Annotated in this window: 24 protein-coding genes; 11 read left to right on the forward strand and 13 right to left on the reverse strand. The window is 62.5% G+C overall.

Annotated features, from left to right (window positions below):
- Nucleotides 1–18 precede the first annotated feature (18 nt).
- Nucleotides 19–642, forward strand: coding sequence for a helix-turn-helix domain-containing protein (locus ACU0FH_RS15550; RefSeq protein WP_088634979.1), 624 nt, complete (start codon nt 19–21; stop codon nt 640–642).
- Nucleotide 643: 1 nt separating this feature from the next.
- Here the strand turns inward: ACU0FH_RS15550 and ACU0FH_RS15555 are convergent, their stop codons facing one another.
- Complete coding sequence (locus tag ACU0FH_RS15555; RefSeq protein ID WP_446195554.1) at nt 644–850, reverse strand: hypothetical protein; 207 nt, start codon at nt 848–850, stop codon at nt 644–646.
- Between the two features lie 149 nt (nt 851–999).
- Complete coding sequence (locus ACU0FH_RS15560; protein ID WP_446195556.1) at nt 1,000–2,841, reverse strand: extracellular solute-binding protein; 1,842 nt, start codon at nt 2,839–2,841, stop codon at nt 1,000–1,002.
- 513 nt (nt 2,842–3,354) lie between these two features.
- On the opposite strand from ACU0FH_RS15560, the gene ACU0FH_RS15565 reads away from it, so the two are divergent.
- Nucleotides 3,355–4,128, forward strand: coding sequence for a 3-hydroxybutyrate dehydrogenase (locus ACU0FH_RS15565; RefSeq protein ID WP_446195557.1), 774 nt, complete (start codon nt 3,355–3,357; stop codon nt 4,126–4,128).
- A gap of 44 nt (nt 4,129–4,172) precedes the next feature.
- Here ACU0FH_RS15565 and ACU0FH_RS15570 read toward each other — a convergent pair whose 3' ends face one another.
- Nucleotides 4,173–4,763, reverse strand: a complete 591-nt coding sequence (locus ACU0FH_RS15570) for a L,D-transpeptidase (protein WP_446195558.1) — start codon at nt 4,761–4,763, stop codon at nt 4,173–4,175.
- A 156-nt stretch (nt 4,764–4,919) separates the two neighbouring features.
- On the opposite strand from ACU0FH_RS15570, the gene ACU0FH_RS15575 reads away from it, so the two are divergent.
- Complete coding sequence (locus ACU0FH_RS15575; protein WP_446195559.1) at nt 4,920–5,951, forward strand: patatin-like phospholipase family protein; 1,032 nt, start codon at nt 4,920–4,922, stop codon at nt 5,949–5,951.
- A 3-nt stretch (nt 5,952–5,954) separates the two neighbouring features.
- Here ACU0FH_RS15575 and ACU0FH_RS15580 read toward each other — a convergent pair whose 3' ends face one another.
- The 4 genes from ACU0FH_RS15580 to ACU0FH_RS15595 all read right to left on the reverse strand — a co-directional run bounded on the left by ACU0FH_RS15580 (nt 5,955) and on the right by ACU0FH_RS15595 (nt 9,360).
- Entirely contained in the window at nt 5,955–6,626 is a 672-nt protein-coding gene (locus ACU0FH_RS15580) for a DUF502 domain-containing protein (protein ID WP_446195561.1), read from the reverse strand.
- Nucleotides 6,627–6,703: 77 nt separating this feature from the next.
- On the reverse strand, nt 6,704–7,618 hold the full coding sequence (locus ACU0FH_RS15585) for a pseudouridine-5'-phosphate glycosidase (RefSeq protein ID WP_446195562.1): 915 nt from the start codon (nt 7,616–7,618) through the stop codon (nt 6,704–6,706).
- A complete protein-coding gene (locus ACU0FH_RS15590) occupies nt 7,615–8,514 on the reverse strand; it encodes a PfkB family carbohydrate kinase (protein ID WP_446195564.1) in 900 nt (299 codons plus the stop codon). The genes ACU0FH_RS15585 and ACU0FH_RS15590 overlap by 4 nt, the downstream gene beginning before the upstream one ends.
- 48 nt (nt 8,515–8,562) lie before the next feature.
- Nucleotides 8,563–9,360, reverse strand: a complete 798-nt coding sequence (locus ACU0FH_RS15595) for a DUF4198 domain-containing protein (RefSeq protein WP_446195565.1) — start codon at nt 9,358–9,360, stop codon at nt 8,563–8,565.
- On the opposite strand from ACU0FH_RS15595, the gene ACU0FH_RS15600 reads away from it, so the two are divergent.
- Nucleotides 9,359–10,507, forward strand: a complete 1,149-nt coding sequence (locus tag ACU0FH_RS15600) for a HupE/UreJ family protein (RefSeq protein ID WP_446195566.1) — start codon at nt 9,359–9,361, stop codon at nt 10,505–10,507. The genes ACU0FH_RS15595 and ACU0FH_RS15600 overlap by 2 nt on opposite strands.
- On the opposite strand, the gene ACU0FH_RS15605 is transcribed toward ACU0FH_RS15600, so the two are convergent.
- Nucleotides 10,504–11,124, reverse strand: coding sequence for a thiamine phosphate synthase (locus ACU0FH_RS15605; RefSeq protein ID WP_446195567.1), 621 nt, complete (start codon nt 11,122–11,124; stop codon nt 10,504–10,506). The genes ACU0FH_RS15600 and ACU0FH_RS15605 overlap by 4 nt on opposite strands.
- Before the next feature lie 133 nt (nt 11,125–11,257).
- On the opposite strand from ACU0FH_RS15605, the gene ACU0FH_RS15610 reads away from it, so the two are divergent.
- From ACU0FH_RS15610 to ACU0FH_RS15625, 4 genes are all read left to right on the forward strand, one after another.
- Nucleotides 11,258–12,004, forward strand: a complete 747-nt coding sequence (locus ACU0FH_RS15610; RefSeq protein WP_446195568.1) for an RNA methyltransferase — start codon at nt 11,258–11,260, stop codon at nt 12,002–12,004.
- Between the two features lie 62 nt (nt 12,005–12,066).
- On the forward strand, nt 12,067–13,248 hold the full coding sequence (gene ctaA / locus ACU0FH_RS15615; RefSeq protein ID WP_446195570.1) for a heme A synthase: 1,182 nt from the start codon (nt 12,067–12,069) through the stop codon (nt 13,246–13,248).
- The gene (locus ACU0FH_RS15620; protein ID WP_446195572.1) at nt 13,245–14,714 is read left to right on the forward strand and encodes a carboxypeptidase M32; all 1,470 of its coding nucleotides are present in this window, start codon (nt 13,245–13,247) and stop codon (nt 14,712–14,714) included. The genes ctaA and ACU0FH_RS15620 overlap by 4 nt, the downstream gene beginning before the upstream one ends.
- Nucleotides 14,715–15,188: 474 nt before the next feature.
- A complete protein-coding gene (locus ACU0FH_RS15625) occupies nt 15,189–18,041 on the forward strand; it encodes an Rne/Rng family ribonuclease (protein WP_446195573.1) in 2,853 nt (950 codons plus the stop codon).
- 89 nt (nt 18,042–18,130) lie between these two features.
- Here ACU0FH_RS15625 and ACU0FH_RS15630 read toward each other — a convergent pair whose 3' ends face one another.
- Nucleotides 18,131–18,364 carry a sulfurtransferase TusA family protein gene (locus ACU0FH_RS15630; RefSeq protein WP_238369525.1) on the reverse strand — a complete coding sequence of 78 codons (234 nt, stop codon included), beginning with the start codon at nt 18,362–18,364 and terminating at the stop codon, nt 18,131–18,133.
- Nucleotides 18,365–18,468: 104 nt separating this feature from the next.
- On the opposite strand from ACU0FH_RS15630, the gene ACU0FH_RS15635 reads away from it, so the two are divergent.
- Genes ACU0FH_RS15635 through ACU0FH_RS15645 form a run of 3 tightly spaced genes read left to right on the forward strand, consistent with a single transcriptional unit; the run spans nt 18,469 to nt 21,872 of the window.
- The gene (locus ACU0FH_RS15635) at nt 18,469–19,221 is read left to right on the forward strand and encodes a cytochrome c biogenesis CcdA family protein (protein ID WP_446195574.1); all 753 of its coding nucleotides are present in this window, start codon (nt 18,469–18,471) and stop codon (nt 19,219–19,221) included.
- A gap of 57 nt (nt 19,222–19,278) precedes the next feature.
- The gene (locus ACU0FH_RS15640; RefSeq protein ID WP_446195575.1) at nt 19,279–20,520 is read left to right on the forward strand and encodes a hypothetical protein; all 1,242 of its coding nucleotides are present in this window, start codon (nt 19,279–19,281) and stop codon (nt 20,518–20,520) included.
- Nucleotides 20,517–21,872: a cytochrome P450 gene (locus ACU0FH_RS15645; protein WP_446195576.1), complete on the forward strand. Its 1,356-nt coding sequence runs from the start codon at nt 20,517–20,519 to the stop codon at nt 21,870–21,872. The genes ACU0FH_RS15640 and ACU0FH_RS15645 overlap by 4 nt, the downstream gene beginning before the upstream one ends.
- Before the next feature lie 47 nt (nt 21,873–21,919).
- Here ACU0FH_RS15645 and ACU0FH_RS15650 read toward each other — a convergent pair whose 3' ends face one another.
- The 4 genes from ACU0FH_RS15650 to ACU0FH_RS15665 are packed head-to-tail and all read right to left on the reverse strand — an operon-like array spanning nt 21,920 to nt 23,605.
- Nucleotides 21,920–22,147, reverse strand: coding sequence for an N-(5'-phosphoribosyl)anthranilate isomerase (locus tag ACU0FH_RS15650; RefSeq protein WP_088634962.1), 228 nt, complete (start codon nt 22,145–22,147; stop codon nt 21,920–21,922).
- A 34-nt stretch (nt 22,148–22,181) separates the two neighbouring features.
- On the reverse strand, nt 22,182–22,403 hold the full coding sequence (locus tag ACU0FH_RS15655) for a ribbon-helix-helix domain-containing protein (protein WP_088634961.1): 222 nt from the start codon (nt 22,401–22,403) through the stop codon (nt 22,182–22,184).
- The gene (locus tag ACU0FH_RS15660; protein WP_446195577.1) at nt 22,400–22,594 is read right to left on the reverse strand and encodes a DUF4169 family protein; all 195 of its coding nucleotides are present in this window, start codon (nt 22,592–22,594) and stop codon (nt 22,400–22,402) included. Before ACU0FH_RS15660 ends, ACU0FH_RS15655 begins: the two co-directional genes overlap by 4 nt.
- Before the next feature lie 21 nt (nt 22,595–22,615).
- Nucleotides 22,616–23,605: a serine hydrolase domain-containing protein gene (locus ACU0FH_RS15665; protein WP_446195578.1), complete on the reverse strand. Its 990-nt coding sequence runs from the start codon at nt 23,603–23,605 to the stop codon at nt 22,616–22,618.
- Nucleotides 23,606–23,630 lie beyond the last annotated feature (25 nt).

Consider the following 23,630-nt stretch of genomic DNA (forward strand, 5'->3'; position numbering starts at 1 on the left):
CAGGCCTATAGCATTTCCATGACACCGAAAGACCCGAAATCCCTGATTCAGATTGCCCACGCGTCGGGCGCGGAAATCGAAGCCGAACCGCTCGATCTTGGGGCGCGGGTGCGCGAGCTGCGCAAGGAACGGGACTGGACGCTGGAACAGGCCGCCAATCAGGCCGGGCTGGCGCGGTCCACCCTTTCAAAGATCGAGAACGGGCAGATGTCGCCCACCTATGACGCGCTGAAAAAGCTGGCGACCGGCTTGCAGATTTCGGTGCCGCAACTGTTCACGCCGCCCCAGCGCGATCAGGTGAACGGGCGCATGGCGGTGACCAAGTCAGACGATGGACAGCCGCTGGCCACGGCCACCTACGAACACAAGCTTCTGGCCGACAGCCTGACCAAGAAGCAGATGTTGCCCTATCGCACGCGGGTGCGCGCGCGCTCGATGGAGGAATTCGACGGTTGGGTGCGTCACGATGGCGAAGAGTTTCTTTACGTACTGACCGGGGTGATCCGGCTTTACACGGAATTCTACGAAGTCATCGAAATGCGGCGCGGTGACAGCGCCTATTACGATGCAACGATGGGGCATAACGTGATCTCGGTCAGCCCCGAGGACGCGACCATCCTTTGGGTGACGTCGCTAAGCTGAGCTATTGCATCCGGGACGGAATGCCAGACAGCTCTCGTGCAAGTGTTTCGACATAGAGGAAATCGTCGATTTCCTCGCGTGCCTCGATCAGGGACAGGTTATGGGTCGCGGCAAGATGTGCCTCGAAAGATTTCCGATCCCGATAAAGCAGGTTCATCTGCTCGGAATCGAGGTGCGGAAACCTGTGATGAATTCGTTCAGACCACATACACCAGTCACTGGCTATTTCAGCCCATTGCATCCTCATCACGGTGACCTCCCCAGTGCCGCAGAAGATAGTTTACGCTAACGTACCTTCGGTGGGGTTGGGTGTGGTCAAATGTCGCAGGGCAATTCCTTGCCGAACCGGTGGCCGAGTCAGTCCTCGGCGTACCACCATACCTCGGGCAAAAAGCCGGGCCTGTCGCCGTAAACCGGCGTATAGTCGGGGAATTTCAATTCCTTCGCATGGGCTATCCGGTCCACGTCATATTGCCAGAGCGGGATGACATAGCGCCCGCTGGTCAGGACCCGGTCGAGCGCGCGGGCGGCCGAGATGAAATTCTCGCGTGTTTCCGATACCAGCATCGCGTCGATTGCGGCGTCCAGCGCGGGCGACTCGACCCCCATCAGGTTGCGGGTGCCGGGGCGGTCGGCGGTATCGCTGCCCCAGTAAAGTCGCTGTTCGTTACCCGGCGACAGGGACAGGTCGCGGCGGAACGAGGTGATGTCGAAATCCTGCTCGGATTCCCGCGCCGTGTATTGCGCATTGTCCACCAGATCGACCCGCACGGAGATGCCCAGCCGTTCCAGCGCGCGGACGTAGAGATCCATGATAGAGCTGTTCTGCGTATCGCCCTGACGCAGCAGGACGTTGAAATGCATCTGCTGACCCTCGGCATTGACGCGGCGGCCGTTTTCGACGCCCCATCCGGCCTCTTGTAGCAGGGCCGCGGCCTTGCGCAGGTTCGACCGGTTGCGCGCGGTTCCGTCAGATACCGGCATGTCATAGCCTTCGAGCGCACCGGGCAGCAGGCTGTCGGCAAAGGGCATCAGGATCTCGCGCACGCGCCCTTCGGCGCGGCCGGGGCGCATCCCAAGTTCGGAATTGTCGAAATAGGAATGGATGCGGGCCTGTTCGCCGCCGGTCATCGTGTCGTTGATGAACTCAAAATTGAAGGCCAGCAGCAGCGCCTCGCGCACGCGCCAGTCATCCAGCGGCGCGCGGCGGGTGTTCATGACAAAGCCGGTCATGCCGGTGGGACGGCCATGCCTGATCTCGGTCTTGATGACATCGCCGCGCTGGATCGCGGGGAAATCGTATTGGCTGTTCCATTTCTCGGCGTTGTATTCACGTTCGACCGTAAGGGTGCCTGCCTTGAAGGCTTCGAAGAGCACCGCGCCATCGCCAAAAAATTCGATATCCATCTCGTCGAAATTCATCGTGCCGCGTCGGAACGGGACGTCCTTGCCCCAGTAGTCTGGGTTGCGTTCAAGCCGGACCTGACGCCCGGCCTGATAATCGGAGACCACGTAAGGTCCTGTGCCGATGGGAATTTCCGAGAGCGGCGCATTGGCGAAATCCTTGCCTTTCCATTGCGCTTTCTTGAGGATCGGGCGCATCCCGGCCAAGAGCGCCAACTCACGGTCGTCGCGATTGAAGGTGATGCGCAGGCTGCGCGGGCCGGTCTGCTCCATGCTTTCGACCTTATCGGCGAAACCCTGATAGCGCAGGTGTCCTTCCTCGCCGAGGATTTCATAAGACCAGATCACATCTTCGACGGTCACGGGGCTGCCATCCGAGAATCGAGCCTCGGGGCGGAGGGTGAATTCGACCCATGACCGGTCGGGCGGGGTTTCTATCGATTCGGCAAGAAGACCGTAAAGGGTGAAAGGTTCGTCCCAGGATCGCCCCATGAGGGACTCGTAGCTCCAGAAACGCATTTGCCAGGGCGAAGTGCCTTTCGAGACGAACGGATTGAGTGAATCGAAACCGCCGGTGTTGCCGAAGACGATTTTTCCGCCCTTGGGCGCCTCGGGGTTGGCATAAGGCAGCGACACAAAATCCGGTGGCAGGGCAGGGTCGCCATACATAGCTATGCCATGGCTTGGCTCGGCACCGGCCAGAGAGCCTGTCAGCACCCCTGCGAATCCCATGGCGAGTCCGGCGACGAATCCACGTCCGATCGCCGGGAAGCGGCGGAAATAATTGATCTTCATTTTGGCGACAATCTGCTCTGGCCTTATATTATTGGCAACAAGGCTAACGTGGGATTCACGTCTTTTCAAACTTTTAGCTTGGATGCCGCTGCGGAATTGCTTATAACAGGGGCACTGCTCGATAGGTTTCTTGCCTGTATGAAACCTGCCTCAATAACTTAACGCCCGCTTCGTGCGGGCGTTTTTTTTGCCCCTGATCCCTGCGTTTCCTTCGGCACCCGCGTGCTTGTCCCTTGCTGGTCGGGTTGGCGTCATCCGGGTTTTCCCGCGACAGGAATCATGGGTGAAAATCCTCACTGTCGCGTGGCTGCCGTTTTTCACAGGCAGCGCTCCGTCACCAGCATATATTGGGCCGACCGGCTGAAAATGGCCGATCCGCCGGCTGCCTGCGGCAGATCGTCCAAACGCGTCGAACTGGGCAAAAATCATCGAACCCTTGTGCGGATTTAGCCGTTTATTTCGCATGTGCAGCATGCAACTCTGCCCGTGATCATCTGACGAGAAGGAAACACCATGTCACTGTCGGGAAAAACCGCCGTCATCACCGGGTCGAACTCGGGAATCGGTCTGGGAATCGCATGGGAACTGGCGCGCGCCGGAGCGAATGTCGTCCTGAACTCATTTACGGATAACGAAGAAGACCACGCCCTGGCCGAGAAAATCGCCAAGGAAACGGGCGTTACGGCCCGTTACATCAAGGCGGACATGTCCAAGGGGGACGAATGCCGCAAGCTGGTGGAAGAGGCGGGGGCCTGCGATATCCTCGTGAACAACGCCGGTATCCAGCATGTCGCCGCGATTGATGAGTTCCCGGTGGATAAGTGGGATGCGATCATCGCGATCAACATGAATTCAACCTTTCACACCATGGCGGCGGCGCTGCCGATGATGCGCAAGGCCGGATGGGGTCGGGTGGTGAACGTGGCGTCGGCCCACGGGTTGCGCGCCAGCCCGTTCAAATCGGCCTATGTGACGGCCAAGCACGGGGTTGTCGGCATGACCAAGGTCGCGGCACTCGAAACCGCGAAGGAATCGATCACCGTTAACGCGATCTGCCCGGGTTATGTGCTTACACCGCTGGTGGAAAAGCAGATTCCGGACACGGCCAAGGAATACGGGATTTCCGAGGATGAGGCTGTGGAAAAGGTAATCCTTGCCAAGCAGCCGTCCAAGGAATTCGCGACGGTCGAACAGATTGCCGGGATCGCGGTTTTCCTCTGCTCACCGGCTGCGGATCAGATCACCGGGACGACAATCAGCGCCGATGGCGGCTGGACCGCGTCCTGATGGCCATATCCCCGCGCCCGGATGTCCGGGCGCGGGAGAGGGCGTCAGATGACGCGAACCTGCGTGCCGACCGGCGTGATTTCAAAGAGTTCGGCGATAAAATGATTGTAAAGCCCGATACATCCGCTCGACGACCGGCGCCCGATTTTGCGGGTGTCATGGGTGCCGTGGATCAGATAGGCGGGCCAGTCGAGATACATGGCATGGGTGCCCAGCGGGTTGCCGGGGCCCGGCGGCATGTATTTCAGGTCGGGGTCGCGTTCGAGCATGTTGGGGGTCGGCGTCCAGTCGGGGCCGACCTTCTTGCGCACGATCTTGGTATAGCCGCGCTTGGTCAGCTCGTCGCTCATCGGGACGGAAGTCGGGTAAATCCGGTAATCTTCGCCGGTCGCATCCCAGTAATGCAGCGCGCGCGATGTCGTATCGGCCACGATGCTGGCCACGCCAAGCGAGTCGAAGTGGTCGCGCCAGTCCTGCGCCGAAAAGCTCGAGATGTTGCGGCGGACTGGCGCGAGGGTTTCGTCATGGGTAAGACTGGGATCTTCGATTTCGACCGCCCATGCCTTCGCGGCCGGGATCAGCGCGGCGGAAGCGGTGGCGGTGGCAAGAAATCGGCGTCGGGTCGGATTGCTCATTCGGGGCCTCACAGGTACGAATTACTGTTTTCTCGATCTGGGTCTAACAGAACCAGTTTCAATCAAAAATCACATATGCGCGATAATGAATGTTAGGAGCGCTATGTCGCACCCTGACATAATTATCCCGCGTTTTCATAGGTGAAGGGGCTCTCGATGGCTGTCAAACGGATCAATCTCGCCTTGCAGGGCGGCGGTGCGCACGGGGCGTTCACATGGGGCGTGCTCGACCGGTTTCTGGACGAGGAAGACATCGAGATTTCCGGCATTTCCGGCACCTCTGCCGGAGCGCTGAACGGCGCCGCCTACAAGGCGGGAATGCTCGCGGGCGGGCGGGACGGAGCGCGCGCCAGTCTCGATGCGATCTGGAACGGTGTCGGGGCAAGCGATCTGCCGGGCATGGCTGAATGGTTCAGGGCGGCGACGGTTGGGCCGCTCGCGCAGGCGCTGGAACTGTCGCCGCTTTACGCGTGGTCGGATGCGGTGGCGCGCACGATCTCGCCCTATAGTTACGGTCCGTTTTATCGCAATGCGGTGCAGCCGCTGGTCGAGGCGCTGAATTTCGACAATGTCTGTGCTGACGAGGGGCCAGAGCTTTTTATCTGCGCGACGGCCGTCCGGACGGGAAAGATCCGCATCTTTACCCATGACGAGATCACGACCGATGCGATCCTTGCCTCGGCCTGTCTGCCGACGATGTTCCAGGCGGTCGAGATCGACGATCCGAAGACCGGGCGGCGGGAGGCCTATTGGGATGGCGGCTATACAGGCAATCCGGCGCTGTTCCCGCTGTTCGGGTCGAACCTGCCCGACGACATCGTCATCGTGAACATCAATCCGCTGGAGCGCGATCAAATACCGATCACGCCGCAGCAGATTCAGAACCGGATCAACGAGATCAGTTTCAATTCGTCGCTGCTGCGCGAATTGCGGGCCATCGCTTTCGTGCAGCGGCTGTTGGACGAAGGGAGGCTGACCAGCACCGACAAGTCGCGGGTGCTGGTTCACATGATTTCGGATGATGACCTGATGAACGATCTTTCGGTTGCGACAAAGCTTATCCCGAACCCGCTGGTGATTAGCCAGCTGAAACATGCGGGCCGAACGATGACTGAACGGTTCCTTGCAGATCACAAGTCCGACCTCAACGAACGCGGGACGATCGATCTGGCTGCGATGTACAGCTAGGGGCTAGTGACCGTTGGTCTTGTTGCCGTTCGGGTAGACGAGACCGGCAGAGATCACCAGCTTGGCCGCATCCTCGATGCTCATGTCCAGCTCGATCACGTCCTCTTTCGGAAAGAACAGCAGGAAACCCGAGGTCGGGTTGGGCGTGGTCGGGACGAAAATGCTCATCAGCTCGCCCGAGGTTTCCGCGCGGTCCGCCACTTCGCCCCGGGCGGTGGTCGAAACGAAGCCGACCGCCCAGATGCCCTTGCGCGGGTACTGGATAAGGCAGGCTTTCTCGAAGGAGCGTTCGCTTTGGGCAAAGACGGTTTCCGAGATCTGCTTGATGCCGGAATAGACGGAGCGCACGACCGGCATGCGATCGACGATGCTTTCGCCCCAGCGGATCAGCGAACGCCCGATCAGCCCGCGTCCGACAAAGCCGATGAAGGTGGTGAAGACCAGAAAGATGATCACCCCGACGCCGCGCAGGTTGATCCCGATATATTGCTCGGGCCGGAGGTCGTGCGGCACGAGCGGCAGCACGACGCCGTCGATCCAGCCGATAACGGTCCAGATGAGCCAGATGGTCAGGCCGACGGGGGCAATGATGACCAGCCCTGTCAGGAATGACGCCCGCAGGGTACCGATCCGTCCGCCACGGCGTTTTGAGTCGTCGTCGAAAGGGGTGTTCATCGTAATTCCACCAGATATGCGCGCAAGTTAGGAAGTCTTGACCCGCGCGACAATGGGTCGGACCCTTTCGGAGGCTCCTAGCGCCGAATTTTGTTCAGCGCGATGGCGATACGGGCAGCAAGCCGGGCATTGTTGCGCACCAGAGCGATATTGGCGGTGAGCGAACGGCCCTTTGTGATCTCGAAAATGCGCTGTAACAGGAAGGGCGTGATCGCCTTGCCCGCGACGCCCTGTTCGTCGGCCTCTGCCTGCGCCTGTGCGATGACGGGGGCCAGTTCGCTGGCGGGAATTTCATCCTCTGCAAGGATCGGGTTGGCGACAAGCTGGCCGCCGGGAAGGTCCATCTGCCCGCGCAGGAAATGCGCGCGTGCAATGGTTTCGGGATCGTCCATGCGCAGCGGCGCGGCATGGGGAGAGCTGGCGGACCAGAAAGCGGGCAGTCTGTCCTGTCCGTAGCAGATCACCGGCACGCCCTGCGTTTCCAGCACTTCGAGCGTTTTGGGGATGTCGAGGATCGCTTTCGGTCCGGCGGCGACGACGGTCACGGGGGTCTGGGCCAGTTCCAGGAGGTCTGCGGAGATGTCAAAGCTCTGCTCGGCACCGGTATGGACGCCGCCGATCCCGCCGGTGGCAAAGACCTCGATGCCCGCAAGCCGCGCGACGATCATCGTGGCGGCAACCGTGGTCGCACCGGTGCCGCCGGTGGCCAGACAGGCGGCGATATCCGCGCGCGAGAGCTTGGCGACATCCTTCGCCTGACCTAGACGGGCCAGCTGATCCTTCTCCAGCCCTACGTGCAGACGGCCTTCGAGCACAACGATGGTTGCCGGGGTCGCGCCGCTGTCGCGGATGTCTTGTTCGACCTCGGCGGCGACCTCGATATTCTGCGGATAGGGCATGCCATGGGTGATGATCGTGCTTTCCAGCGCGACGATGGGCGTACCCGCGTCGCGGGCACTCTGGACTTCGGCGGAATAGGTGATGTCGATCACAGCGGCATTTCTCCTGAGACGTATCGGGCGGCCGCACGCAGGGCGCTTTCCAGCGCCGCGTCGCGATCCGCGCCTGCATGTTCTGCCGCCAGATGGGCGGCCATGAATGTATCGCCCGCGCCGGTTACCCGGGTTACCAGCACCTGCGGCGGAACCTGTGTCAGCATCCGGTCCTGATCGGCCTCGGTTGCGGCGCGTCCGCCATCGGTGACAAGCACGCGGTTCGCGCCGCGCGACAGCAGCCCGGCGGCAGCTGCCTCGGTATCGGAGAATTCGTCCTGACACAGCAGGCCGGCTTCTTCGAGGTTGACGTAAAGCGTCGCACGCCCGGAGGAAAGGAAAGGCAGCAGCCGTTCCGCCTTGCCGGGAGAGGCCGGGGCCACGCGCAGATCGGCGCGGGCAAAGGCCGGGCTCTGGGCGATGGTTTCCAGCAGCGACTTGGTCAGGTTGCCGTCGAGCGCGACGATGCCCTCATAGGGCTGTGCCTCGGACCCCAGCGCGCCGCCGGTCAGCGGGCGCAGGATCTTGTCTCCGGCTTCTTCGAGAGAATGGGCGTCGGCAATGGCCGCGATCAGCCCGTTCGCGCCTTCGACCGCCATATAGCGGTCCGTCGGCAGATCCTCGGAGCGGTAGACATGCGCCGTTTCCATGCCAAGCTTGCGGCAGGCGTCGATCAGTTCGTCCCCTTCAGGGTCTTTTCCGATGGCGCTGAGCAGGACCGGGCGCAGGCCGAACCGCGCCAGCGTCATGGCGATGTTCATCGCGACACCGCCGGGAAGGCGGGTGATCCGGCCCGGCACGTCGGAACCCTGCCGCATATGGCTTGCGGCGCGACCGATCACGTCCCAGAGGACGCTGCCGATGCAGAGGATGTCACTTGGCGCGGTTTGGTTCATGATCCGCCTTCTGCCCATAATCAGGGCCACTGGCAAGGCAGAGCCGTATCAGGGGCGCGCAAAGGTTAACGCTGCCCAGAGCGATTCCCACACCGCCTCCGATCCCTGCGGCGCTTCCCGCAGTACCACGGCGTCCAGCAGGTAGCGATGGCCCGGGGTCAGCGGCACGGTGACCTCGCCATTTTCATCGGTCCGCAGATAGGTGATCGTGACGGTGTCATCGGGGGCCTTGTCGAAAACCTCGACTTGCGCATCCCGGCGAGGCGTATCCTGATAGAGCAGCCGGACCGAGATGCTGTCATCCGTGTTGGTATAGGGGTTGGTGAGGGCAACGAACTCCGTTTCCATGCCGCTCACGCTATCCGTCCCGGTGCCGTCACCCACGGCCACGAGCGCCTTGGCAAAACGGCGGTAGATTTCGCGGAACCCTTCACGGGGCAGGCCGCGCTCCGTGTGACGGGATTCGATGTCGCCAAAATCCTTATGCGCGATGAAGCGCGCGAAAGTGTCCCAGTCTTCATAGGTCAGGGTCGCGGGAGCGGTTTCATGCAGGATGACCAGCAGGCCCGGTTCGCCGGCCGTGGTCTCAAGCGCGGGAATGTTGCCCATGCGCGACGTGACCGGTTCGATGTCACCCTCGCGGATGATCTCGAACCGTTCGGTGTTCCGGTTGAAATAGGGAAGGTTGATGCCCTTGAATTCCTGACCGTTTCGCAAATTGGCGGACAGGGGCGCGCCGGGCTGAACTTGATAATCTTCTGGTGCGATCCAGAACTCATGTGCAAGAGTTTGAAAACTCGACACAAGCCATATGAATACCGACAGGGTCAGGACGCCGCGACACATGGAAATACTTTTGCTGTTCACCCGGATCAAACTGACCCTAGCGATGATCCTGTCAAGCCTGTGGTTCATGCTGCCGTCGGTTGGGGGCGCACACGAGGTGACGCCGACCATCGGTGATCTGACCGTCGAGGAGGGGGTGCTTACGCTTGAACTGCGCATGAACCTCGAGGCTTTTCTGGCCGGGATCGATCTGGACGAGGTGCAGGATACCAATAACGCCAGCGAGGCCGAGCGTTTCGAGACCCTGCGTCGGTTGCCGCCGGAAGAGCTTGAGGCCGAGGCGCAGACCTGGGTCGAGGCCTGGCTTGCATCCCTCACCGTACTGGCCGACGGGGATGAGCCGGTCATCCTCTCGCCGGAAGGTTTCGACATCCCCGAGGTGGCAGACCCGCAATACGCGCGCAGCTCGATCCTGACGGTGACGGGCGACCTGCCTGAGGGGACGCAGACCATCATCGTCGGCTGGCCTGTTGGCTCGGGTGATCTGGGGTTGCGCCAGCAGGGGGTCGAAGATCCCTATACCGGTTTCATCGAGGGGGGCGGCTATACCGAGGCCATTGCCGTGGCGGGCGGGTTTGCCGGTGGACCGCTTGAGGCTTTCACCGCCTACGTGCCCGTGGGGTTCGATCATATCCTGCCCAAGGGGCTGGATCATATCCTGTTCGTGCTGGGGCTGTTCTTTCTGTCGACCCGGCTGGGCTCTCTGCTCTGGCAGATCAGCGCCTTTACCCTTGCCCATACGGTCACGCTGGCGCTGGGCGCGCTGGGTCTGGTGTCGGTGCCGGGGTCGATTGTCGAGCCGCTGATCGCGGCGTCGATTACCTATGTGGCGGTTGAAAACGTTCTGACCAGCAAGCTGCACCGCTGGCGGCCCGTCATCGTGTTCGGCTTCGGGCTGTTGCACGGGCTGGGCTTTGCCAGCGTGCTGGCGGAATTCGGTCTGCCGCAAGCGCAGTTCGTGCCCGCGCTACTGGGGTTCAACGTAGGTGTCGAGATCGGGCAGCTGACGGTGATCTCCATTGCCTTTCTGCTCGTTGGCTTCTGGTTCCGGGACAAGCCGTGGTACCGGTCGCGGATCGCGGTGCCGGCCTCCTGCGTGATCGCGGTGATCGGCACCTATTGGTTTGTCGAACGGGTGTTCCTTTAACCCATCGCCGAGATGAGCTGGTTCAGCCGGGCAAGGGGCTGATCGCTCGACCAGATCTCGTCACCGATGCCAAAGAAATCGGTCGCGGGCGCAAGGCTGCGCATCAGCTCGTCGGTCAGCGCGCCTTCGGCGACCACGGGGATCTCGATCATCTCCGACCACCACTGGAACAGCTCGGCGTCGGCGCGGGTGCCGTCATTTAGCGTCGTCTCGCCCACGGGGCCGAAACAGACGTAATCCGCCCCGGCTTCGCCCGCTGTTATACCGTCGTGGCGCGAGGCGGCGCAGAAGCTGCCGACAATCGCATCCGGCCCAAGCGTCTTGCGCGCCGAACGGACCGAGCGGGCCGCGTCGCTCAGGTGAACCCCGTCAAGGCCGTGCCGTTCGGCCAGAACAACGTGATCGGATATCACCAGCGCCACGTCGCGCGCATGGGTGATCTCGCGCAGCGAGTCCGATGCCCGGCCCAGAACATCCTCGTCGCGGCTGGCGAGGGCAAGTCGGACGCAGGCGATCTCGACCTCGTCCAGAACTTCGGCAAGCTGGTCGGGGAAATGGCTCAGTTCAAAGGCGGGCGGGGTGATCAGGTAGATTTGCGGCTGCTCGGGCGCGGTCATGGCCGTATTCCTCGGTTCGTGATTGACCTCGTCTAGCGAATTCGCACCGTGATGCAAACCGGTTTCGCCTGCACGGGTTGCCCAAATGCACGGCAGGGACTAGAGGACGGCCCAGCTTTTACGGGATCCCTTTATGCCAACTGACCAACCGCAGCCATCATTCGTGCTGGTGCGCCCGCAGATGGGCGAGAATATCGGTGCCGCCGCCCGGGCTATGTGGAACTTCGGGCTCGACCGGATGCGGATCGTCGCGCCACGTGACGGCTGGCCGAACGAAAAGGCCGTGGTGATGGCAAGCGGGGCAGGGCGCCTGCTGGACGAGGCGCAGATATTCGACACCTTTCCCGATGCGCTTGCCGATTGCACCTATGTGCTGGCGACCACTGCAAGGCCGCGCGGGCTGACCAAGCCGGTGTTCAGTCCGGAACGCGCGATGCAGGAAGCGGCGCGCCGGATCGGAGAGGGCGAAAAGGTCGCCGTTCTGTTCGGCCCCGAACGTGCGGGCATGGAAAACGAAGAGATCGCGCGCGCCAATGCGATCATCTCGGTGCCGGTGAATCCGGAATTCGCCTCGCTCAACCTTGCACAATGCACGCTCTTGATGAGCTATGAGTGGATGCGCCAGAGCGGCACTGTCACCCATGAGGCGACGCCGCTGGGCAAAACCGACTGGGCGGAAGGCCACGAAATCGCGGCGCTGGGCGATCATTTCGAGGAACGTCTCGAGCAGGCGGGGTTCTTCTTTCCCGAACACAAGGCCGCCTCGATGAAGATGAACCTGCGCAATCTCTGGTCGCGGATGCCGCTGACGCAGGTGGATGTGCGCATGCTGCACGGCATCATGCGGCAGATGGCGCGCTGGAAAGAGCGCGGCGATTGATCGCGCTGGACCCTTGGGCACTTGCGGCTTAGGTTCCGGCCCGAATGACGCATGAGGACAAGATGAGCTCAAAGCGCAGCATCTTCGAAGAAGTTTCCGAAACCGGCGACAAACGGCCCGAGGCCCAGACCGGGCTGATCGACAAGACCAGCAGCGGCAAGACCCGCACCGGCGCACGCCGTGGTATCCGGGCATGGCTGATGGTGCTGTTTGCACTGGTCGTGGTGATGATCGCCGTGGGCGGGCTGACCCGGCTGACCGACAGCGGGTTATCGATCACCGAATGGCGCCCCGTCTCTGGCGCCCTGCCACCGATGAGCGAGGCCGAATGGCAATCGGAATTCGAGAAATACCAGCAGATCGACCAGTTCCGTATTCAGCACAGCTGGATGGAGCTGTCGGACTTTAAACAGATCTACTGGTGGGAATGGGGTCATCGTCAGCTTGGCCGCGCCATCGGGCTTGTCTGGGCGCTGGGCTTTTTCGGCTTTCTTGCCGTGCGTCAGATCCCGGCGGGCTGGACCGGCCGGCTGCTGTTGATCGGCGCGCTGGGCGGGCTTCAGGGCGCGATCGGCTGGTGGATGGTGCATTCGGGTATTACGCAGGGCGAGGGCATCACCTCGGTCGCGAGCTACCGGCTCGCAATCCATCTGGGGCTGGCTTTCGTGATCCTCGGGTTCATCGCGTGGTATGTTTACCTGCTGGGCCGCAGCGAGCGTGACCTGATGCAGGCACGCCGCGCCAAGGAAGCAAAACAGTTCGGCATGGCGACCGGCCTTTTGCATTTCGCGTTTCTGCAAATCCTTATCGGAGCGCTTGTGGCAGGGATCGACGCGGGCCGCACCTATAACGACTGGCCGATGATGGCCGGGCAGTTCTTTCCGCCGAATGCTTTCCCGGAACCGCAGATGTGGCGGAACTTCTTTGAAAGCCCGGGGCTCGTGCAGTTCATCCACCGTATCGTCGGCTACCTGCTGTTTGCCTTTGGCGTGGTGGTCTGGCTGCGCGGGCGGCGCAGCGCCCACACGGCGACGCGGTTCGCCTTTAACGCGGTGTTTGCGGCGCTGATCATCCAGATGTTGCTGGGCATCGTGACCGTTCTTTACGCGGCACCGGTTCAGGTTGCGATTCTGCACCAGTTCATGGCGGTCGTTCTCTGGTCACTGATCCTGCGTGCGCGCTACCTGTCGGCCTACCCGGTGGTCACGTCGATCCGGGGCAATACCAAAGGAGGCGCGAAATGAGCGCATTTGAAGACCTGATGAGCTATGCCCGCGATACCACGGCGCTTGGCGAGATTGCCGGGCGTCTGGGCTGGGATCAGGAAACCGTCATGCCGCGCGGCGCAGCCGCGCAGCGGGGGGCCGAGATGGCAGCGATCGAATCCGTGCTGCACGCGCGCCGGTCCGCGCCCGAGGTCGGCGACTGGCTGGAAAAGGCCGAGGCCCCGGACGAGGTCGGCGCGGCGCAGCTGCGTGAAATCCGCCGGGCGTTCGACAGGGCCAATAAGGTGCCCGCGCGGCTGGCCAAGGAACTGGCGCAGGTCACCTCCGAGGCACAGGGCAAATGGGCGGCGGCACGGGCGGACGAGGACGTTTCGGCCTTTCTGCCGGTGCTGGAACGCGTCGTTGAACTCAAGCGCGAAGAAGGCGCGGCGCTGGCGGCGGGTGGGACGCTTTATGATGCGATGCTCGACGATTACGAACCGGGTATCACCGGGGCCGAGATCGCCACGCTGTTCGACGCGATGCGCCCCCGACTGGTAGACCTGCGCGCAGCGGTGCTGGACAAGCCCGCGCCCAAGGGGCTGACCGGGATGTATGATGAAAAGGTGCAGATGCGACTGGCTCGCAAGCTGGCCCGCACCTTTGGTTATGACATGAACCGGGGCCGCGTGGACAAGGCGGTGCATCCGTTCAGCTCGGGCAGCGGTATGGACGTGCGGATCACCACGCGCACGAACCCGTCTGACCCTTTCAACTGCATCTATTCGACGATCCACGAGGTTGGACATGCGGCCTATGAGCAAAGCATCGACGATGCCTATGCGCTGACCCCGATCGGTCACGGAGCCTCGATGGGCGTGCATGAAAGCCAGAGCCGGATCTACGAGAACCAGCTTGGCCGCTCGCGCGCCTTTACTGGCTGGCTCTTTGAGGAGATGCGCGACGTCTACGGCAATATCGGCATCAATTCGGCGGATGAGTTCTTTGGCGCAGTGAACCGGGTGCATAATGGTTATATCCGCACGGAATCCGATGAGGTGCAGTACAACCTCCACATCATGCTGCGTTTCGATCTGGAACGGGCGCTGATGTCGGGCGATCTGCAGGTCGCCGACCTTGAGGCCGCGTGGAACGACCGGTTCAAAGCCGATTTCGGCTATGCTGTTGACCGGCCCTCGAACGGATGCCTGCAGGATGTGCACTGGTCGGTGGGGCTGTTCGGCTATTTCCCGACCTATAGCCTTGGCAATGTCTACGCGGGCTGCCTGCATCACGCGCTGCGCGAGGCGGTGCCGCTGCTCGACGACCAGCTGTCGGCGGGCGATACGCTGGGGGCCACGAGCTGGCTGCGCGAGAACGTCCAGCGCCACGGCGGCTTGTATGAACCGCGCAAGGTCATTGAAAAGGCGACCGGTGCGCCGGTCTCCGAAGCACCGCTTCTCGACTATCTCGAAGCGAAGTTCGGTGCGCTCTACGGGCTCTAGCCGGAGACCGCCTCGCGCTTGTTGGGGCGCGGGGCGTTGCTCAACCAAGAGGCGTGTTTCCGTATTTGCGGTCGCTTAACCAAGTTGACCATTGTCTTTCACCGCGTCATGGCATTAAGTAGACAAACGGTTTCGCGCGTTTCCACGCCGGACCGGAGAGAGTTTCGCTGCTTGGGAAGCGGTGCTGGACAAAAATCCCTCCAGTTTCCCGGCAGGCTGATTTGATCCTTCCAAGGATCAGTGGAGTACCTTCGTTGCAAGTAAAGCGGCGAAGGAAAGAATGGGCAGGTAACGGGACATCCCGGCCTGTCGGAGAAGAACCGCGATGACGCGCGAGCGAGCACTGATCAATCAGTCGGGTAGGCCAGGCGCCAGACCCTGCCGCGCCGCGTCCAAAATCGCCCTTTCAAGACACCACCCCAAACGCGCTCGTCCGCCAGGTCGGGCGCGGTTGCGGTCGTGCATCAAGGACACATGGCCAAGAAAATGCTTATCGATGCCACCCACGCGGAAGAAACCCGCGTTGTGGTGGTCGACGGAAACAAGGTTGAGGAGTTCGACTTTGAATCCGAAAACAAACGCCAGCTTGCTGGCAACATATACCTCGCAAAGGTAACACGGGTCGAACCGTCGCTTCAGGCGGCCTTTGTCGATTACGGCGGTAACCGGCACGGTTTCCTCGCCTTTTCCGAGATTCATCCGGACTATTACCAGATCCCCGTCGCCGACCGTCAGGCCCTGATGGAGGAAGAACGCGCCTATGCCGAGGCACAGCGCGCCAAGGACGAGGCCGAGGCCGCAAAGCCCAAGTCAAGAAAATCCCGTTCGCGTTCGCGCTCCAAAAGCGAGGAAACCACCCCGAAGGATGCCGTTGAGACCAAAGAGGTCGAGGGCGAAATCAGCGGGATGGAGACCATCGACCTGAGCGATGACATGGCGGAAGCGGTGGATGCCGCGGGCGAGGTGCCCGAAGGGTCCTCGCCGATGGAACGCGTCGCCGAAACGCCGGTCGAAGAACCCGAAGACAGTGATCAGCCCGATACGGATCATGACGACTCTGATCAGGACGACGATCAGCATGACGATGGCGATGACGAGGACGGCGCAGACGCGGCGGACAAGGACGACACCATCGAATCCGTTGCCGAAGAGGATGACGCCGAAGATCTTCGCCCGGTGCGCAAACCGCGTCCGCGTCGCTACAAGATCCAGGAAGTCATCAAGGTCCGGCAGGTGCTGCTGGTTCAGGTCGTCAAGGAAGAGCGCGGCAACAAGGGCGCGGCGCTGACGACCTATCTCTCGCTTGCAGGCCGGTACTGCGTGCTGATGCCGAACACCGCCCGTGGCGGTGGCATTTCGCGCAAGATCACCAATGCTGCCGACCGTAAAAAGCTCAAGGAAATCGCCGCCGAGATCGACGTGCCAACCGGCGCGGGCCTGATCGTGCGCACCGCCGGTGCCAAGCGGACCAAGGCCGAGATCAAGCGCGACTATGAATACCTGCAACGGCTCTGGGAGCAGATCCGCGAGCTGACGCTGAAATCCATCGCGCCGGCCCGGATCTACGAAGAGGGTGACCTGATCAAGCGGTCGATCCGCGATCTCTATAACCGCGACATCGACGAGGTGTTCGTCGAGGGCGAGCGCGGCTATCGCATCGCCAAGGACTTCATGAAGATGATCATGCCGTCCCACGCGAAGAACGTGAAGCTCTATAACGAGCAGATGCCGCTTTTCGCGCGCTACCAGGTCGAAAGCTATCTGGGTGGGATGTTCAACCCGACCGTACAGCTGAAATCCGGTGGTTACATCGTGATTGGCGTGACCGAAGCGCTTGTTGCCATCGACGTGAACTCGGGCCGCGCCACCAAGGAAGGCTCGATCGAGGAAACTGCGCTCAAGACCAACCTTGAAGCCGCCGAAGAGGTCGCCCGCCAGCTGCGCCTGCGCGACCTTGCCGGTCTGATCGTCATCGACTTTATCGACATGGACGAGCGCAAGAACAACGCCGCCGTCGAAAAGAAGATGAAGGACAAGCTGAAGACCGACCGCGCCCGCATTCAGGTGGGCCGGATCAGCGGTTTCGGCCTGATGGAGATGAGCCGTCAGCGTCTGCGTCCCGGCATGATCGAGGCGACGACCCAGCCTTGCCCGGCCTGCCACGGCACCGGCCTGATCCGCTCGGACGACAACATGGCGCTGTCGATCCTGCGCCAGATCGAGGAAGAAGGCGTGCGTCGCCGCTCGCGCGAGGTGCTGGTGAAGTGCCCGGTCGGTATCGCGAATTTCCTGATGAACCAGAAGCGCGAACACATCGCCCAGATCGAGGCGCGCTACGGCTTGTCCGTGCGTATCGAAGGCGACCCGCATCTGGTCAGCCCCGATTTCTCGCTTGAAAAGTTCAAGACGGCGACCCGCGCAATCCCGGTCGCGGCGCCGGTGGTTTCGGTCGATACCTCGATCATGGACCAGATCGACGCGGACGAGGAGGTAAGCGAGAGCGAAGACGAGGATACTGGATCCGGGTCTGCGGACAGCACGCCGTCGGATAACGGGGACGGTGAGAACAAGCCCAAGCGCAAGCGTCGTCGTCGGCGGCGGCGTGGCGGCAAGTCGAACGGCGATTCGAACGGGCAGGACCAATCGAACGACAATGGCGACTCCGAGGGCGACAAGTCCGACGAGCAGTCCGGTGAGGAAAATAAGCCCGAGCCTGCAATGGCTGAAGCCACGGCAGCGGCGAGCGTAGAAACCGCCGAAGCTGACGCCGAAGCCGAGACCGCGACCGAGGATAAGCCCAAGCCGAAAACGCGGTCGCGCAGCCGGTCCAGATCCCGCTCCAAGCCGAAGGAAGCGGAGACGGCCGCCGAGGAAACCGCCAGCGCGGATGCAAGCGTTTCGGAAGACGTGACCGAAGCCGAAGCGCTTCAGGAAAAGCCCAAGCCCAAGCGCAGCCGGTCCCGCAAGAAAGCGGCACCTGTTGAGGCCGAAGCGCCGGCGGCGGAAGAAGCGGCGGCGCAACCTGTAGCGGAGACCCCAGCGGCAGAGCCAGTGGCGGAAACCCCTGCCGTGCCGGAAGCGCCTGCGCCAGAGCAACAACCCAAGCCGGTTGCCGAAGAAAAACCCGAGCCGGCGGTCGAGGCGGCCCCAGAGACGGAGACCGTGCCAGAGCCTGCTGCTGCGCCCGAGACCAAGACGGCCAGCCCGGCCCCTGTGGCCGAGACGTCCAAAGAGCCGGAACCGGTTACTGCCAACGGCGATTCCGAGCCGGAAAAGGATGAGCCTAACAAGCCCAAGCGGCGCGGCTGGTGGTCGCTGGGCAGCTGACCCGGGCCACAGTTCTGAAAAACGGAAAACCCCGGCCGATGTGCCGGGGTTTTTCTTTGCCGCTGTTGTTCGTCAGTCTTCCAGGGTTCCTAACCGCCCTTGCGGATGAGGTAGATCTGCTGACCGTCCTGCTCCTCTTGCGAGATCAGCGCGTGACCGGCCTCGGCGCAGAAATGCGGCATGTCGATGATCGCGGCCGGATCGTCGGCTAGCACTTTCAGAACGGCACCCGGCGCCAGCGGTTGCAGGCGCTTGCGGGCCTTAAGGACGGGCAGGGGGCAAAGCAGCCCGTTGGCGTCCAGCGTATCGGCGATCTCAGTCATGCCTTCGGGATAATCGCGATGTTTCAGCCTGTCCACAGGGATGTGACCATCTGCCATGGGTAGGGGGCGTGACCCGGTCGGGTGAATGCCCTAAGACGATGTATATGTTCGGAATTGAAATCATAGATGCCGGCCTTGCGCCCGCGATGATCGTGGCACTCGTCGCCGGTATCATCAGCTTTCTGTCGCCCTGCGTGCTGCCGATCGTTCCGCCGTATCTTGCCTATATGAGCGGCGTGACGCTGAACGATATGCAGGATGACCGGGCCGGGCGGCGCAAGGCGATCATCGCGGCGCTGTTCTTTGTTCTGGGCCTCAGCACGGTGTTCCTGCTGCTCGGCTTCACAGCCTCGGCCTTTGGGGCGTTCTTCCTGAAGAACCAGGAGCTGTTCGCGCGGATCTCCGGTGTCGTGGTCATCATCTTTGGCCTGCATTTCCTGAACGTCTTTCGCATTCCTTTCCTCGACCGCGAGGCCCGCATGGATGCGGGGGACGCGGGCGGGTCGTCGTTCGGCGCCTATATCCTCGGCTTGGCCTTTGCCTTTGGCTGGACCCCCTGCATCGGCCCGCAGCTTGGCGCGATCCTGTCTCTCGCCGCTTCAGAGGCCTCTCTGACGCGGGGAACGGTGCTTTTGGGTATCTATGCGGCCGGGCTTGGCATTCCTTTCCTGCTGGCGGCGATGTTCCTGACCCGCTCCATGGTGGTGATGAACCGGCTGAAACGTCACATGGGCCTGATCGAAAAGGTGATGGGCGGTCTTCTGCTCCTTGTCGGGCTGGCGCTGGTGACCGGAGCATTCAGCATGTTCTCATGGTGGTTGCTCGAAACCTTCCCCTCGCTTGCGACACTGGGCTGACGTCTTACGCTCGGGGAAATTCCCCGTTAAGCTTTAGGGCAGTAAGATGGGGACAGAATGGCCGAAGAACAGGTGACGCCCGAGCAGTCTATTTGCGGCGCGGATCAGGTGCGGCATCGGCATGTATTCTACATCCCCGGTTACGACCCGATCCACCCGCGCCGCTACCGCGAGCTTTACCGAAAGGAAGGCGCGGCGCAGGCGGCGATTTCCGGTTATGAGCTGTCCCTGAGCCCCAAGCAGATGGGCGGTGCCTATGGCTGGCACGTCGCGGCGAATATCGAGGGCGCGGCGGTTAGTGCCGATGTCGAGGTGCTGGTCTGGTCGGACATCGTGCGCGACAGCATGACCGGGTCGATACCCGGCACCTATCTGCAACTGGCGCGCACGGCATGGATTTATATTTCGACCGGTGCTTTGTGGCGGATGATGCGACTGCGCAAGGGACCGGTGATCGCGGCGCTCTACCCGGTTGGCTTTCTGCTGGTACAGGCGCTGGTGGCCGTGCTGACGGGGCTGGGGGTGTTTTATCTGATTGCCCCTTACGCCGGAGTGCTGGCCGCATTGCCCGCGTTGCTGGTGGCGCGGCTGATCCTGCGCTGGTTCAAGAAACGCGATGGCCGGTATTTCGCCTATTACCTCATGCACGACTATGCGTTTTCAGCACGCTGGCACGGTGCCAATCCGGCCGAGCTGGAAGAGCGCATTGCGGAAATGGGGAATACCATCGCAGAGGCGTTGCAGGGCGGGGCAGAGGAGGTTCTGGTTGTCGGCCATTCCTCCGGCGCGCATCTGGCGGTGTCGATCCTTGCGGACCTCTTGCGCGCGGGCCGCGTGCCGTACAACGGCCCGGCGCTGTCCTTCCTGTCGCTTGGGCATGTGGTGCCGATGATGTCTTTCCTGCCCGCCGCAGACCGGCTGCGCCGGGATCTCCGCGATCTTTCGGCCTCGGAACGGGTGACATGGGTGGATGTGACGGCCCCCGGCGATGGCTGCGCCTTTGCCTTGTGCGACCCGGTGGCGGTGAGCGGGGTGGCGCCACCCGGCAGACGCGGACCGCTGGTGATTTCAGCCGCTTTCACCCAGACGCTCAGCCCCGAGAGATGGAGAGAGCTGCGCTGGCGGTTCTTTCGGCTGCACTTCCAGTATCTCTGCGCCTTCGACCGTCCGGGGGACTATGATTACTTCCGCATCACCGCCGGTCCGCAGCGACTGGCGACGCGGTTCGCCGGGCGCGCGCCTTCGGCCTCGCGCATCGAAACGCCGGTCTCGGGCTATCGATCGGTGTCCGGTCCATGATGCCGCCGAAACCCGCCTCGCGTGCCGACAAGGTTTCGCTCTGGCGCTATCTGCGCCTGTTCCGGCGCGACATCCTCTCGGCGCAACCGGCAAAGCTCTACCGCGCCTGGATGGCCGAATTCCGCACGCCGTTTTTCCGGTCGTATCTGGTGAACCAGCCGGAACTAGTACGGCTGGTTTTGAAAGAAAGGCCCGGGGATTTTCCGAAATCCGATAGGATCGGAGAAGGACTGCGGCCCTTGCTTGGCAATTCAGTTTTCCTGAGCAATGGTGAGACATGGAAGCGGCAGCGGCGCATTATTGATCCGGCCTTTGAAGGCGGCAGGCTGCGCGATACCTTTCCGGCGATGCAAGATGCGGCGCGGGCGGCAGTCGCACGTCTGCAACCGGGCGAGACCGAGATCGAGGCGGTCACCAGCCATGCGGCGGCGGATGTGATCTTTCGGACGCTTTTCTCGATCCCTATCGACCACGAGGTCGCCGCGCAGGTATTCGATCGTTTTCGCGCCTACCAGCGCAGCCAGCCTATTTTGAACCTCGCGGCTTTTGTGCCGCTGCCGACTTGGGTGCCGCGCCTGCATCGCCGAGCCACACGGCAGTCCGCGCGAGAAATACGGGCGCTGATCGCCGCGCTGGTGGCTGCACGCGAGGCCGAAATCCGCGAGGGCCGTGCCCCCGATGACCTTGCGACCAAGATCATGACCACGCCCGACCCGGACACCGGGCAGTGCTTCTCACGCGAGGAAATGGTCGGTCAGGTTGCAATCTTTTTCCTCGCCGGGCATGAAACCAGCGCCTCGGCGCTTGCCTGGTCGCTCTATCTGCTCGCGCTTTATCCCGACTGGCAGGAGCGGGTGGCACAAGAGGCTGCGGGCATGGGCGAAGGTTTCGCCGCGATCAATGCGCTCAGGCTGTCGCGGGACGTGTTCCGCGAGGCGCTGCGTCTGTACCCGCCGGTGCCGATGATGGTGCGCGAGGCATCCTGTCCGCATGAGATGCGCGGGCGCGACATACCGACCGGCGCGCAGATCGTGCTCAGCCCGTGGCACCTGCACCGGCACGAGCGGCTGTGGGACAACCCCGACGGGTTCGATCCGGCGCGCTGGCACGGGGAGAACGGACGGCAGTGCCAGCGCGAGGCCTTTATTCCCTTTTCGGCCGGGGCAAGGGTTTGCCCGGGCGCCGGGTTCGCGATGATGGAAGGCCCGCTGATCCTGTCGATACTGGTGCGGGAGTTTCATTTCGAGGTCGTTGCGGAAGACCAGCCCGTGCCAGTGGCGCATCTGACGGTGCGGGCGCGCGATGGGATCCGGCTGAGCCTGACGCGGCGCGGGGCGGACCCAAGAAAATAGGATTTTCTTGGCAAATTTCTGGGTCAGAAATTTGGACCTCCTATGGGTCAGAGCCGGGTGATCGGCTCGGTATTGCAGAAGATCACGATATGGCCGCCGTTTTCGACCGCCCGATATCCGCGCCGGTCGATTTCGTGGCGCAGCCGGTCCAGCCCGACGAAGCGTTTCACATCCCGCGTGCGTCGCCGTACCACGCCGCCCTCGCAGGCGGTCTGCGAGCTGAACAACTGGAGAATCCAGCGATCCGCATCGATTTGAATCAAAGTCTCGCTCATCCCTCCGTGGTGGCACGTCCCCGTAAAGATCGGGTTAAGCGCGGCTCCGGAAGTGACGCAGCACATACAGCCGGATCGCCGAGGCCAGCCCGCAGTCGACCCCGCGTTCGGCATCGATCTCGGCGGCCAGCAGGTTGATCGGCTTGTCCTCGGCGGCGGCAATTTCGCGGAAGGCGGACCAGAAATCATCTTCTAGCGAGACGCTGGTGCGGTGTCCTTTCAGGGTCAGCGAGCGCTTGACCGGGCGGTTGTTCATTCCTCGGCGCTTTCGTCCGTTTCCCGCCGGTGGTCTTCGAGCAGCCGCGTCGCACGTTCGGCGGCATCGGCCTCGGCCTGCCGCTCAGCCTTGGTCCGGCCGTGCTTTGCCACATTTTCTTCCGCCCGCTGTTTCTGTTCCTTGCGGGCCTTGGTCTTGCGGAACTGGTTGAGGTTGACGACGTTGCTCATGCGCTCACTCTGCCAGCGCTTTTATGCAAGAGCAAGGATCGGCCCGTTCAGCAGGGCCTCGATATCGCCGAAATATCCGCCGGAACGGGCAGGGCGCAGCGGATCGGACGTCAGCGCGACCGCAAGCCCACGGTCCGGATGGGCGGCAATCACCTGCCCGCCATAGCCGCGCGCCAGTACATAGCCCGTGTCGGTGAGGAACCAGCCATAGCCGTATCCCATGCCAGAGAAGGGCGAGCGGGTGCGCGCCCGCAGGCTGGTCTGTATCCAGCTTTTCGGGATGACCTGCGCCCCGTTGTATCGGCCACCGTCGCGCATGACCTGCGCGATGCGCAGCATCGCGCGCGGCGTCAGCGCCATTTCGTTGCCGCCGAGATAGTAGCCCTGCGGATCTCGGGTCCAGGGCGGGATGTCGATGCCTAGCGGGCGGCCCAGTGCCGCGCGTGCCTGTGCGAGCAGGCTGTCGCCAGTGGCCTCCGCCAGCGCCGCGCCCAGCACATGGGTTGATCCTGTGGAATAGAGCATCCGCCCACCGGGCCGGGCCACCATGGGGCGGGACAGGGCATTGGCCACCCAGTTCCGCGAAGAAACCCATTCGCCGTAATTCCCGCCCGAGGTGCGTTCCAGCCCGGCGCGCAGGGTCACGAGGTCTTCGAGCGTGATATCGGCCACGCGCGGGTCGGCCCCGGCAGGGATCAGCGCGGCCGCGACCTCACCCAATGTCGCCTCGACACCCGTCACCGCGCCTTTGTCGATGGCATTGCCCAACAGCAAGGCCACGATGCTCTTGGAGCAGCTCTTGATATTGGCGAGCCGGTCCAGCCCGGGGCCGCGAAAGGCGCGTTCAAAGAGGATCTTATCGCCTTGCATCACCTGCAGTGAATGCAACTGGTCGAACCTGTCGCCAGCGGTTTCGAGATCGGAAAGGGATTGCGCCCGCGCACGGCCCGTCAGGGCGCCGGTGGCGAGCATGGCCGTCGAGGCGGCGAGGAGCGAGCGTCTTGTGATCATGGGCATAATCTGGCGCAAGCGATGC

The organism is Heliomarina sp., from assembly GCF_052826185.1.